The sequence below is a fragment of the Staphylococcus sp. FW104-15G4D genome (assembly GCF_058790135.1).
The window spans coordinates 911,964-926,557 of record NZ_JBYTCH010000001.1; the positions used below are offsets into that span (position 1 = coordinate 911,964).

The 14,594-nt window shown below is 32.7% G+C and carries 7 protein-coding genes, 1 other RNA gene and 1 pseudogene (1 of these 9 only partly in view); all 9 read right to left on the minus strand.

Annotation, left to right across the window (positions count from 1 at the left end):
- Window positions 1-5,507: pseudogene (gene ebh, locus AC3WQX_RS04435) on the minus strand (hyperosmolarity resistance protein Ebh); it reaches 23,831 nt to the left of the window's first position.
- Between the two features lie 376 nt (window positions 5,508-5,883).
- Complete coding sequence (locus AC3WQX_RS04440) at window positions 5,884-6,762, minus strand: 5'-3' exonuclease (RefSeq protein WP_023350262.1); 879 nt, start codon at window positions 6,760-6,762, stop codon at window positions 5,884-5,886.
- Window positions 6,763-6,782: 20 nt separating this feature from the next.
- Entirely contained in the window at window positions 6,783-10,223 is a 3,441-nt protein-coding gene (locus AC3WQX_RS04445; RefSeq protein ID WP_023350261.1) for a dynamin family protein, read from the minus strand.
- 210 nt (window positions 10,224-10,433) lie between these two features.
- On the minus strand, window positions 10,434-11,072 hold the full coding sequence (locus AC3WQX_RS04450; RefSeq protein ID WP_023350260.1) for an SDR family oxidoreductase: 639 nt from the start codon (window positions 11,070-11,072) through the stop codon (window positions 10,434-10,436).
- Between the two features lie 158 nt (window positions 11,073-11,230).
- Window positions 11,231-12,367, minus strand: a complete 1,137-nt coding sequence (locus AC3WQX_RS04455; RefSeq protein WP_023350259.1) for a THUMP domain-containing class I SAM-dependent RNA methyltransferase — start codon at window positions 12,365-12,367, stop codon at window positions 11,231-11,233.
- Window positions 12,368-12,557: 190 nt separating this feature from the next.
- An RNA gene (gene rnpB / locus AC3WQX_RS04460) (RNase P RNA component class B) lies at window positions 12,558-12,941 on the minus strand.
- Window positions 12,942-12,994: 53 nt separating this feature from the next.
- Complete coding sequence (gpsB, locus tag AC3WQX_RS04465; RefSeq protein ID WP_023350258.1) at window positions 12,995-13,333, minus strand: cell division regulator GpsB; 339 nt, start codon at window positions 13,331-13,333, stop codon at window positions 12,995-12,997.
- A gap of 12 nt (window positions 13,334-13,345) precedes the next feature.
- A complete protein-coding gene (locus tag AC3WQX_RS04470; protein ID WP_023350257.1) occupies window positions 13,346-13,912 on the minus strand; it encodes an SLOG family protein in 567 nt (188 codons plus the stop codon).
- Window positions 13,913-13,923: 11 nt separating this feature from the next.
- Entirely contained in the window at window positions 13,924-14,256 is a 333-nt protein-coding gene (locus AC3WQX_RS04475) for a DUF1798 family protein (RefSeq protein ID WP_023350256.1), read from the minus strand.
- Between the last annotated feature and the right edge of the window lie 338 nt (window positions 14,257-14,594).

Genomic DNA, 14,594 nt, shown 5'->3' on the forward strand with positions numbered 1-14,594 from the left:
AGGATAAATGACTGTTGCAACTCGAGTAAATGCCCCAGGAGTTCTTGAACTTGGTGTTCCTAGGTTGTCTCCCCATTCAAAGTTCATACCTTGTGTCCATGAATGATTGAATGGTTGCACATATGAACCAGCAAAATCAGCATTATCTGGACGAAAAACAAATTGTCCATTTATCGTCGTTTCAAAAATCCTTTTAGGTTGAGATTTGACAATTTTATAGGAAGTACTTTTACGTATTGGCGTAGATTCTCCGTCAAATAAAATATCTGCTTCTAAATTTTGTTCGACGCCAATTTGATTACTATTTATATTTGGACCTCTATTATTAACCCAAGTTAGTCTAGCTTCTATAGGACTACCATTTTTTAGTTTAAAGAAGTCTTTAGGGTTAGCACCTTTTCCTTCAGGGAAATTTTGGCCCTGTACAGTGTATCTAGGTTCTGCAAATATTTCCGGTATGATTTGTTTAACTAATACATTTATTTGAGAAGTCGTATTATCTGCGTAAGTGATTGTAACTGTAACACTTGAATTATTATTTGTATTTGTGACGTTACTGACTTCTTTAGAACGAATTTCATTTTTTGGAGCTGTGACATAAGTTCTATTAGGTTCATTATTAGTAATTGTTAATGAATTAATTACAGTATTCTTTTCAGTTTGAGTTAAAGTGGTACCATTTCGTATACTACTAATTCTAATAGGGTTCTGAATTGTTGAACTACTAGTAACATGATATTTATCTTTTAAAGGTTTAATAAGCACATTAAATGATTGTTCTGTCTGATTATTACTTTTATCAGTGGCAATAACTTTTACTGCCTTAGTAGTTTGACTCGTTACATTAGGAGCTGTGCCTGTTATTTCTGTATTGCTGTTATTTTTTGACACTGCGATATCGCTAGTTTGCGGAATTGAGACTGATTGTACTCCATAATTATCTGTTACAGTCATATTATTTCTAAATGTTTCACCAGAAAAAACGACGTGGTTATTATAATTACCAAAGCTTATTACAGGTTTGACGTTATCACTTGGCACGAAATAAACATCTATTACATTATTAGTGACCTCCATGAGATTAGCAGAGTCATCTGTTGAATCTGTAATGTTATCAATATATTGTTTAGCTCCATATGGCGTTAGTACAAGTTGAGCTTTGTATATAACACCCATAACTCCATTGTTAGACCCATTAGCTTTAATAACTTTGTCGACATTGAATGCTTGAGCACCATTAGCAGCAGGTACTTCCCCACTTGAAACTTGAGAGTTTCTTTCATTATAAATGCTATTAGAGTGACTTACTTCAGCATTTTCAATTCCAGTACTAGCCTGAACTAAATCTAATACTTGTATTACTTGACCATCTTTAGTATAAAAACGCAAGTTATCTAAAGTATTGAGTTTAGTTGAGAAACCAGTGGTTTTATATTTAGGTGTTCCTCCAGCAATTGCTAAAGCCTTATCGTCACCTGATATGTCGTTTCTCAATGAAGGTATGCTTGTGCGAGCAGTTAATAAAGGCAATATTTGATTTAAAGTAATTGATGATCCTTTAGTTGCATCGTATCTATAAATAATCGATTTGTGATCTGGAGACCATGATAAACCTCCATCTGTATCACGGTGAGCTATTTTATCATTCGACCATGAGATAGTATAATCATCTCGAATATTTGTCCAACGTAAAAAGTTCATATCACCTGGATGTGATGTAAAAGTTTTATTATATTTATCTTTTCGAACTACAACATTTACAGTACTTGCACCACCACTAGTTGGGTTATTTACAGTAATATCACTAAGTTGGATGTCTAATCTTCGATTGGCTTCAACAAAAGCTTGTTTAACCTTGTTAACCTCTTCATCACTTAGTGTTGATGGATTTAATCTATAAACTCGTAAATTACCAGATGGCGCTATAACATCCACAGCTTTAACACGCAATGTAAGTGTTGTTGCATTTTGATTATATGCATTGACCGCTGTAATACTATAACTATGCGTTTCATTTCCAAAATGAGCTATCTGATCGCCTGTTGGTAATGTGTCATTAGGGTACATAACTGTAAATGTCGTATTTGTTGGAATATCTTGACCATTACTCAATGAGAAGTACTTTCTTAAATCTCGTCCTATTTCATATCTTGAGCCTTTAGGTACGAATATTGTTGCAATTTTAGGGTCAGTGACATCTGTATCAGCATATATGTCTTTACGAATTGGATCATATGTGTAGATGTTACCAGCATTCACTGTCCCTTGAGACCCATCTTTATAATTCACAAGAATGTTACCGTTATCTTGAGGAACTAAAGCATTTGAGCTTGCTAAGTAAGTCGATTTGTTAGTATTTAGTCTTTGTACTTTATCTTTACCTTGATTTTTTTCTTGTGTAGTAAAATTAGTAGGATTTACTACAAGAATTCTATTACCAGCAGACAAAGGAGTAAGTGGATAGTCAGTCGCTAAGCTCCCAACATTTACATTGATAGTTTTAGTTTGTTGGTTATTATCATTATCAGTAGCTGTTAATCTAAGAGAAATAACACTATTTAGAGCTTGACTACGACTGATAGTACCTGAAACTGTTAAAGTACCAGTTTCGTTATTAGAATTCTTAACAAAGGTCTGAGTCCATCCAGATGGTAATCCCTCTACACGTACTTGATTAAGTCCAGAACCTCCGTGATTTTCAGTTACAGGTATAGAGAATGAGACATGATTATCTCTATAATATTTTGCGTTTAATCCTACAGGTTCTCCAAATGTCGGAGGCGTGCTATCACTTGATAAAGTAATGATATTACTAAAGTTAGATTGAACATTCTCGTTAAAATAAGTGATAGCTTTTAATTCAGCAGCTCTTGGAAGACCTTGTATATAATCGCTAGCTGTAAAAGTAACCGTTCCAGTATGCGTAGCATCTGCACTTGCTATCACTGTATAGTTCTCAGGTTTAGTATAAGGATCTGAGAAAGGATCAGTTGAACCGTTTTGTCCTCCAACAACAAGTAAAACTTTAGCATTAGTTTCGTGTGGCACATTAGTAACTATAATTTCTGGTTTTTGACCTGCTTTGCCTCTAAGTTGCATTTCAGTTGTTTCAATTGTCGGAGGATTAGGTTTAGCACGTACTTCGAATTGTTCTTCTCTATCTCCTAATCTTACTGTAATAAAATAATCTCCAGGTGCTAATGTTCCGACTAAAGAGAAGTTTTTCTCGTTGGCATTATTAGTTTGACCTTTAGATTCTTCTAATCTCAATGTATTTGGGTAGCCATATACCGACCAAGTATTATCTCTAATAGGTTCATTACTTGTTAGTTGAACACGTATATCTTGTTGTTTAGGCGAATTATTATGCATATTTCCAGCCATAACTTCGTATACTGGATGACCAGCTTTTTTAGATTCTGAATAACTTTCAATACTTTGTCCTTCATTGTTATGCCAATAAGAAATCTTTTGTTTAAGAGCTGGTTTAACATACAAATTTACTGGAACTAGAGTTTCTGGGTTATGGTGACGATCTCGCGCGTTAAATCCAATCATTAGCTTAATTGGATTTCCTGTGCGAGCAGCTTCCTCCAGATTATTCTTTGAGAATGTACTCTCGATTTCAACTGGATTTAATTCATCTGCACCGAAAATGCGTACTTGGTCGTAAGCATCATTATATTGCATGAATCCAAAGATAGATTGACTTATATGTTTTACATAACTTAAAGGATCGTCGGCATAATCAATAGTATGATCTCCATCAGAGTCCAATATAGCTCGATCGGTATTTTTACCTATAGATGGATCATATACATACTTAGTATTACCTAAATGCATAGTACGATTTTTAACTTCTACGAAAGATTGAATACGATTTTGATATTCTTTCATTGGTTCAACATATAATTGGTTGTAATTAAATAATTGTCTAAATTCTAGTGCACGACCGCCTGCTGCATAATAAAGACGTTCTGTTGGGAGACCATTAGTTTTAAAGGAAATTCTATAACTTACGTCCCCTTTACCAATAAAGCTATATATTGAATCTAGACCTTGTCCTTGTTCAGGTTTCTCACCATTTAAGAAAGCAAAGTTTTCGTCACCATAATAACGCGCTGTGGATGATGCACCATTTCGGTTGAAATAAGAATTACGATCATATTCATTGCTACCTCGAGCAAAATCCCAAAAGTTATTTATATGAACGGTAGGCGTATTATAAAATGGGTAACCATGAGCGGCACCATGTCTAAAATAATTAGCCACAGATGGTTTAATTCCATCAGCGGTTTGCCAAAATTTAGGCAGAGGTGCGCCTGAACCTGAGCCCACACCACCATAAGCTGTGCTTGTTCCATTTTTGTTTATGATAGAAAATGTCACTTGACCTACCGGTGTTTGATCACGTGGGATTCCAAACCAATAAATCATATTTTCATGATTTGAGTGTCCTTTGTTAAATAGTATATCCCACTCGTAACCATCTTTAACCCTTTTAGCAGTTATATAAGCGATACCTTTGACATCTGATGCATGTAATGTGTTATAAGGTGTTGATGGTAATAGATAAGGCGCCCCTTTATTAGAAGCGTGTAAAAATGTTCCTATTGGATATCCTGAACCATCATCATCGCTCGATACATAATATTCAGTCCATGCATCTAAATAAGCTGAATTAGATTTACTACTAGCCCGATCTTTATTAACACTTCTAGTAGAACGGTTGTTTTTATTTATTTTAGTTGTACGCGTTGGTAGTGTACGAGCTAATTCAATCGCTTGTTCTAATGTTGGTACATCAAATCAAGCTGTTTTGATTCAGGATTATCATTATTACCAAGATAATCATTAAGTTTGTCAAAAGTAGCTTTAACTTTATTATATTCATCTGTATTAGCTTTATCAGTATCTATCATTCTATATTCATGATATGACGCATCATATAAAGCTTGTAGTCTAGTCTTATCCAAAGGCGGTTGAACAAATTTTGGTTTGTAAGTATCTTCAATTTGTTTATTATTTGAATCTTCTTTAGTAGATTGTTTATTGGTAATTGATTTTTCTTTTAAATTATCTTTTTGTTTTTCTTTATCATCTATTAAAGATTTTACAGCTTGTGTTTTTACCTTATGGCTGTTTTTATCATTAAGATAGTTAGATGGTGAGTTCTTAGTATTTTCTTTCGCGCTCTTTTGAGTTTCATCACTATTGCTAATAGATGTTTGTACATTTGTTAAAAGCTCAGTATTATTTTCTGAAATTGTATAGACATCATTTTTATTTTGGTCAATTTTAGAGTTAGTTTGTTGTTTTGCAGTGGAGTCTTTTTCATCTCCATTAAGTGCAGTTTTTTTAACTATTGTAGCAGGTTGATCTGATTCATTTGCTTGAGCTTGACCCGCATTAAAACCAATAAATACCAGGGTTGCGATTACAGTCGAAAATGTTCCAATGGCATATTTTCTGATACTAAATTTCTGTAATTTATCTCGATTATTCAAAGCTATTGTTCACTCCTATTCTAGATGTTATGTCTTTGTTGTTTGATGTGATTTAATATATCGTGTGCTTGAAATTGACCATATTGACGATATTTAAAAAATGAAATGAATACCATTCAAAATGAGTTTAATAAAATTTAGAGCTAATGTCGGATTATAAAATCATAATTTGAATGCGGCATGCTCACTCATCTATCACAATAGAGTTTCGAACAATATTTTATTTGTTCTAAACAATAATATCACTTTATATAAAGAAAGTGAAATTAATTCACAATATTTATATAAAATAAATTTTATGTTGCGTAGATGATGGGTATAAAATAAACCAAATGGCTTTACGAATTAATTTCGATAAGTCCATTTGGTTTAATGATTAAAAGTTGCTTGCTAGATATTTTCCTGAAACATACAACTCATGTTCGTTACAAATTGAAAGTATTTTATTTAGTTCATGTGCGTATGCCATTTCATTAAAGAGCTGTTCTGATTCAAGTGGCACTTGAGTGTGAATTTCAGCTAATGATTTTGATAAATGTAAATTGTTAATGTTATCGTTAATTTTCTTTTGTTGCGCTGGTGTCAATGCAGATATATTTTGAATTACGTTTTCAACGCTATGATGATTTTGAATTAATTTAATAGCTGTTTTCTCGCCGATACCTTTTACTCCAGGATAACCATCTGCCGTATCTCCCATAAATGCTTTAACATCTATTAATTGTTTGGGTTCTAATCCGTATTCATCTTTAAATCGATCTAGAGTATAGCGATTATAAATAGTAAATCCTTTTTTAGTAAGCCAAACTTCTACATTCTCGTTTATACATTGGAGAATATCTCTATCTCCTGTAATGATAAAAACTTCATTGTTATCAGAATAAGTTTGAGCGAGGCTCCCAATCACATCATCAGCTTCATAATTAATTACACCAATATTTACAAATCCAAATTGTTGTGAGATTTCTTTAACGTAATCAAATTGTGGTATAAGTTCTGCTGGTGGTTCTGGCCGATTTTGTTTATACCCTTCAAACATTTCGTTACGAAAGGTTTGTTGCCCCATATCCCAACATACTGCAACATGTGTAGGATTAATTTCTTTAATTGCACTGAAGATATGTCTTACAAAGCCTTGAACGCCATTTGTAGGAATACCTTTAGAGTTATACATAAATTGATTGTGTAGACTCGTTGCATAAAAATGTCTAAATAGTAGAGCCATTCCGTCCACGAGTAATACTCTATTTGTCATGATAGCGTCCTTCTTTCTTCTTATATGATTTCATCAAGTTGTTTCGATTTTGTTTCGAGTTGTTGGATGAGCGTATCATCTAATTTGAATGATAGTAATTCATCAATTTGTTCTTGAATTTGTTGCTCTAATTGTTTGAATTGCGTTTCAGCTTGAAGTGACATCTGCTGAACATAGTCGTTCAGTTCTTGTTTTAATTCACTCAAACCATCTTGTAACAATTCTAATGTTACATTTGAAATTTGTTCTTGGATATCACGCTGTGAATTAGGATTTAGTATTTTACGTTTTGTTAATTGCTTCGGTAAGGCTGCAATCATATCATTTAAATCTATTTTTAAAAATGGTGTTTCCTTTACATCAGGTTCTACATCGAATTGTGCTTTAACTAGAACGTGTATGTGATTCAATTTCTTGATAATTGGTGCGATTTGCTCTTCTAATTGTGAATTAAAATACTTTTTGATTCTTTCAGTAATTAATGATTGTTCTAAATATAATCGTTGATGAATTTGATCAAGATAAGTTTTAGTAGAAATCTTTTTCTCTTCATTAAAATCACTATTTTGAGTCATTTGACTGTTATAAACTGATTTCACTTCGTCTAATAATTGAAGATTGAGTCTATTGTTTAAATGATAGATTTGTTCATCAACTTCGTTATTAGTATGTTGCGATGTAGTATTGATCAATTGGCTATTAAGTCTATCTTGGTCTTTAATGTTTAATAATTTTTCTTGTCTAGCTTGTATTTGTTCCTTATTATTATGGAACTCTTCAATCATTTCTTTATAGGAATCATTCATTTGTTGAATTTGATGAACCATCTGTTGTTCTAAAATGGTTTTAGATTCGACATCAGCAAATCGCTGAACGCTATCGCGCAATTGATCTATACCTTGATCGCCCTCTTTTAAGCTTTTACGACTTGAAACGCTAAATATCTCAGAATGAAGGTTAACTTGTCCAAGTGCATCTGCAACATAATCACGCACTGCGTTGAGGTCGTCTTCATTTTCAGCTAAATCTACTGCATTAATAACCATCTTGAATGCTTGATTCTCGTTTAATTGATTCATCGCTTTCATGTGCTCGATAAACGCTTTATCGTTATCCGTGAATGAATGGTTAAAATAACTTACGTATAAGATTAAATCTGAAGAAGTAAGAATCTGCTCAGTTTCATTAGTGTGTCGTTGATTATTAGAGTGAAGACCTAATGAATCGACGATAATTTTACCTTTTAACCATTCAAGTGGAAGGTTAAGATGCACGGTCTTAACGAATGTAGCGTATTCATCTTCTGCGCTCCATTTTTTAACGTCTTCTTGAGAAACGGTATGGACTTCTCCCTCGTTTAACATGTCTAGATACATATCATAATGTTTCTCAATGGCATCAATAAATGCGAGTTGATTCTTTTCAAGTTGTGTCTTAAGTTTCTTCAAATCACTGTTAATAAATGATTCTAATGAATCATATGACGCATTGTAATATTCAAGAACGTTGTTGACCTCATCTAATAATTGCTCAGATGATTTTAAGGTGATTTGGCTTTCTTCGCCGTATGATAATTCAGTTGTCGCTGCTGTTGTAGGATTTGGTGAACTTACTAAATATTGACCGCCTAATAAAGCATTGATTAAACTACTTTTTCCTGCACTGAAAGTTCCGAATACACCAATTTTAGTGATTTGATTATTGAGGCGATGCATTGTGTCTTTGATGTCCTTTTTCGTACGATCAAATAGAGGGACATCTTCGACTACTTGAAGTGCATTCTGAATATCAACTTGATTTGCTGTTTCTGCTTCATCTTGGTTGACCTGTTCATGTTTGTGGTGGTAAGCCGTTGAATTTTCCTCTTTAAGTTCGAAATTTGCTTCAGTTCTTCCGATTAATTTATCCAGTGAATCATCTAAATGGATGTAATAATGTTGATAATTATGAGTAGTTAACGATTCTCTTAAATTTTTCAACTCAATGAATTTTTCATATTCCTGTTTATCCTCATTATCTTCTGTTGTTAACTCGCTTGCTTGAGCGTGATTCACAGCATCTTTGAAGATAGGGTTTGATTCATGTTCAATATGTTTATTTAAAGCTTTCACTACTTCATCTGAGAATGTAAGAACATACGTATTGCTAATACTTGTCTGAGGTTGATATAAATCAGAAATTAATGATGGCTTTATAAGGTAATCTTGGTTTAGGATTTGATTATTAACTTCACTGTCATTTATAAAGCGTGTTAAGAATGACATGTCTTCTCGAAGTGGCTGACGTATTTGTTGGTTCACTTTATCTTGTAACGCATCAGTAGCTTGATTCAGTCGTTGTTCCTGTTCTTCTTCTTTTTTCTTTTTCTTATTGAAAAGCCCGCCTACTTTAAAGTCTTCAGATTTACTTTCAAGATAAGATCTTAACTGTTCTCGCATATCATGTGTCATGATATAAGCGTTATCTAAAATATCTTTACGTTTCTGCTTTAAATAATTGAGTAATTTATCAGAGTCGTTTAATAGTTGAGCTTCTTCGCTTACTTCTTGATTTTGTTGAAACTTCATGTAAGCTTGCTCAAAGTCTTCCTCTTCGATATCAAGTGTATCGATGATGTCTTGGATTTCATTTTGGATATAAGCAAGTTGTGCTTCAGTAATAAAATCGATAGTACGATTCACGTAATCTTCGACAGATTCTCGGTGATTATCCATTTGAACGAGGTAATCAGATAATTCATTAATTTGGTTCTCTGGATGCTCAAATTTAGATACATAATAAGTATCTGTTAATTCAATATCCCAATCTTTAATTGATTTCTCTACGCGTGATTTAAATGTATCAAATGATATTTCGTCCTCATTATGTTTATCGATTTGATTAATGACAAACACGATAGGAATACCTACTTCATTAATACGTCGCATGAATTTAAAGTTTAATGCAGATTGTACGTGATTGTAATCTACAGTATAGAAGAGAATGTTGCTCGTATACATAAATTGTTCAGTACTAGACTGGTGTGTGGCAACATTTGAGTCTACGCCAGGTGTATCTTGTAGTGTGAAACCGTTGTTAAATTTATTTGATGGGAAGTTAATTTCTACTGATTCAACATCCACATTTTGACGATTCATTTGTTTCACATCATCATAAGTTTTTAATTTAGTGTATTGTTGGTGAGGTAAATTCGCGATGATTCCTGGTTCTTCAGCGACTGACACGACTGCAGTATTACTTGTTGTAGGTACTGGTGAGCTAGGTAAAATATTTTGTTCAAGTAATAGATTAATTAACGTTGATTTTCCTGCTGAAAAGTGACCTACGAAAGAAGCGGTAAATTGATTAAGATATACTTTTTTTATTACTTGGTTAATAGTGTTAACTAAAGCATAGTTGTTCGATTTCTCAACTTCCTTTTTCAACTTATATAAAATATCTAATTGTTCAGTGTTATCCATGTGTTTTGAATCCCCTTTAGATCCCTCGATATGTAATAGAGGTTTTTACTCTGATTATTATCAAAAGTGTAAGAAATTTATGTATATCAACTTCAAAAAAATTAAAAAAATTAGGTTAGTCTAGAAGACAAACCCTAATTTTCAAAAGTTATGATATTTTAAATTTTATCACATAGACAAAGTAAAACCTATGTTTAAATAGCATATTTATTAATCAAACCATGCAGGTTTATCGCCTTCTGTTCCAGGTTTATTAACACCAATATTTTCTTTAGAATGTAGCTCTGGATTTTTAGCGATTTGAACAGCTAATGAAGCAACACTTTTACGTGAAACTTCTGTACCTTTGAATGTCTCATCTTTAGTAGTAACTTCAAAGACATTTTCATTTTTATCAGTTAACCAACCTGGACGGATGATAGTATAATCTAAATTTGAATTTTCAATAATGTCAGACGCTTTGCGATATAGATTTAATTTATCACCAAATTGTTCTTTATTCCATTCGTTAAATTGTTCAGGTAATTCATTATAGATACCAGGTGCTGCCACAAATATTAAACGTTTAACATTCTTATTAGCCATAGCTTCAGCAATTGTCTTAGCTTGTCTATCAAGTGATCCAGATAAACTTGCAAAGACTACATCAACTTCATCTAATGCTTTCTCAAGATCTTCTAAGTTTTTTGCATCGCCTTCATATACTGTTACACGGTTAGAAGCATAGTCAGGGATACGGTGCGCATTTCTTAAGAATAAATCTACATTAAAACTAGAGTTTTCAAGGAAAATTTTAGTTGCTTCGATAGACACTCTACCGTTAGCTCCGATGATTAATACTGTTTTCATATTTATAATCCCCTTTCTAAACATCTTCAATATTTTATTTTTTAGTATTTTTTAAAATTAAAACACTCCTATTCAACTGTACTATAGTCGAGATAAGAGTGCGAATGAATTGAATATTTAGGTTACTACTATTACACGGAAATAATAAAAAGTAAACCTTAATTTTTAAAATCGGGTTTTTTACCCCAATATTGATAATACGTACATTCGATATAACCATTGAATAATTTACGACGTTTAGTTGCTTTACGGTTAACTAAATACTCAAATTCTTTATTACTAGTTAAAATATATGTTGATAAATAAGGATGTTGCTTCATTAGTGAACCAATATAGCGATACATTTCTTCTACTTCTTCGCGATCACCTATACGTTCACCATATGGCGGATTTCCTACTAATGCTACTGGTCCTTCTGAATCAATAGTTAAAGTATTAACGTCTTTAACATTAAATTGAATAATATCGCCCAGTCCAACTTCTTCAGCATTACGTTTAGCAATTTCTACCATTTCAGGGTCAATATCAGATGCGTAAACTTCAATTTCTTTATCATAATCTGCCATTCTATCTGCTTCATCACGCAATTCATCATAAATATTTGGAGGCATGATATTCCATTCTTCAGATACGAAATCTCTATTAAATCCAGGGGCAATGTTTTGTGCAATTAAACATGCTTCAATCGCAATCGTCCCAGAACCACAGAATGGATCAATCAGAGGAGAATCACCTTTCCAATTTGCTAAACGAATTAAACTAGCAGCTAATGTTTCCTTGATTGGTGCTTCCCCTTGTGCTAGACGATAACCACGTTTGTTTAATCCTGAACCTGATGTATCAATAGTTAATAAAACGTTATCTTTGTGTATTGCAACTTCTACAGGATATTTTGCACCAGTCTCATTTAACCAACCTTTTTCATCGTATGCCTTTTTAAGTCTCTCGACGATGGCTTTTTTAGTAATTGCTTGGCAATCAGGTACACTGTGCAATGTTGATTTTACGCTTCGACCTTGAACGGGGAAATTACCTTCTTTATCGATAATTGTTTCCCACGGTAAAGCTTTCGTTTGTTCGAATAAACCATCAAATGTTTTAGCATCAAAGCGCCCCATTACTATCTTAATGCGGTCAGCTGTACGTAACCATAAGTTGCATTTAACGATTGCTGCTTCATCACCTTCAAAGAAGATGCGCCCATTTTCAACCTGTGTTTCATAACCAAGTTCTTGTATTTCTTTAGCCACGACTGCTTCCAGTCCCATTGGACAGACTGCTAATAATTGAAACATTTCATTGCTCCTTTATTCATATTGAGTCTATTTTACCAAATTCATCATCTTTTTTTAATATAAGGATAAACTCATTTTTATTTTTTGAAAATGATTTAACAAATAGCTTTCATGAGAGCATTTGCGCCCATAAATATAAACAATAAAAAAGCTCTCCATATATAAGGGAGAGCTAAACTAGTCGTAATATTTCTGTAAGCCATGTTCTGTACCGTTGTACTCATCACGTGTACTAGTTACACTGGTACGTCGGTGGTAACCATCTGTCTACATACTTTCACGCTCGTGTGAAAGTCGTCTCGTTTATACGTTGAATTCCGCTAAACAAGTGCTCCTACCAAATTTGGATTGCTCACTCGAGGGGTTTACCGCGTTCCACCTTTTATATTTCTATAAAAGCTACGTCACTGTGGCACTTTCAAACTATTCTAACCATATCATGTGACTTAGGTTATTTCGTTGCCGTCAAATTAATGCCTTGATTTATTGTTTCATCAAGCACGAACACTACAATCATCTCAGACTGTGTGAGCATGGACTTTCCTCTATATTGCTATAGCGATTACCCGAAATATCACTTTTGCGATTATAACACAATTTCATGTGAATAAGTAACAAAAATTTATATTACTTACCGAAAACTGCTTTTTCTAAATTAGAAATACGTTTTAAAATATCTACATTGTTTGATGAGTTGTTGCCATTATTAGAAGAAAAGTTTTTATTTTCCTGTGGTCTTGTTGTAGCAACGCGAAGTCTTAACTCTTCAAGTTCTTTTTTTAATTTATTATTTTCTTCTGATAGCTTAACAACTTCATTATTCATGTCCGCCATTTTTTGATAATCTGTAATAATATCGTCTAAAAAAGCGTCTACTTCTTCTCTTCTATAGCCACGAGCCATAGTTTTTTCGAAATCTTTCTCATAAATATCTTTTGCTGATAATTTTAATGAAACATCTGACATCTTTTATCCACCTCATTCGAAACTTTGATCTTGAGACCACTGCAAGTCGTTGATGAAGTCAGTGAGTTCATCAAACGTCACAATATCACAAGTATAGTTTGTTTTATCCATAAATTCAACTAACATAGTCTTGAAGAATTTAGGGCTTGCCTCTTGTTCTTCGTCATAAATTAGAATGGTACAGTCGGTATGATCTAGCATGAATTGATCTGCTTGTTTAAACTGAAAAGGCCCTTGATAATCAGTATGATGAATACTCTCCGTAAAATCTGCTTGTTGAGCGATTGAAGCGTATTTAGCTTGGTTCTGTTCATTCCAACGTTGCGTATGACCTAAGAAAGGTGTGATAATCCCTAACTTTAATTCTGGATAATCTTTCTTTAAGTCTAAAACAACCTCAGCTGTCCATAACTCAATACCCATTTGACCTTGAATCAGCACCCATTCTAGACCTTCATCTAATAATTGTTCTAATTTATGAGATATAAACTTCTTTAAATATGAAACTTCTGGTGCATCATCTTTGAATATATTTAATTCAAAAGATTTGTATCCAGTAACATATACAGTTTTAACCATATTCTCCCTCATTAAACATGATACGTTAAAATATTTTTTAAATCATACTGTACGCTTTTTATTTTTTCTGTGAAAAGCTTTCTACTCGTACGTTTAAAATGACATTCTACAGATAGCGATTGAATGTTTGATATAAGTAAATTAAATTTTAATGGTGTCATATACGGCGTATTAATGATTTGATGATAATAATTGTTTAATTCATTAAGTTTTGAATCAATCGAATGTGCATAAGGTTTTACTACCTTATAAAAGTCATAATCAACTTCTGAAGATTTTACTCTTTCAAAACGATGATTCATTTCATCAATATCCGAGATAAGTTGTTCTATTAGTTTTCGCATTAGGATGCCTCCTACAAAGTTAATTTAACACAATAAGAAAGCTTAAGTCATGCAAAGTATCATTCTTTCATATATTAGACATGATTGGATTTATAAAAAATTTTGTTATCGGTGAATTTGTTTTGAAAGATTTATGTTACTTTTATCATTTAAGTCTCGTTTAAATAACTATAATTTTAATAAATAATAAATTATAGATTACGTTTATCTTTCATTTATGAAAGAAATCGTGACAGAATAGGCTAATCACGTTAAAATAATGAATGATGTATGTTTGTTAAATAACATATACATTCAAATACTAGAGTTTGATTGAGTTTTTTCATTTACATATCTAA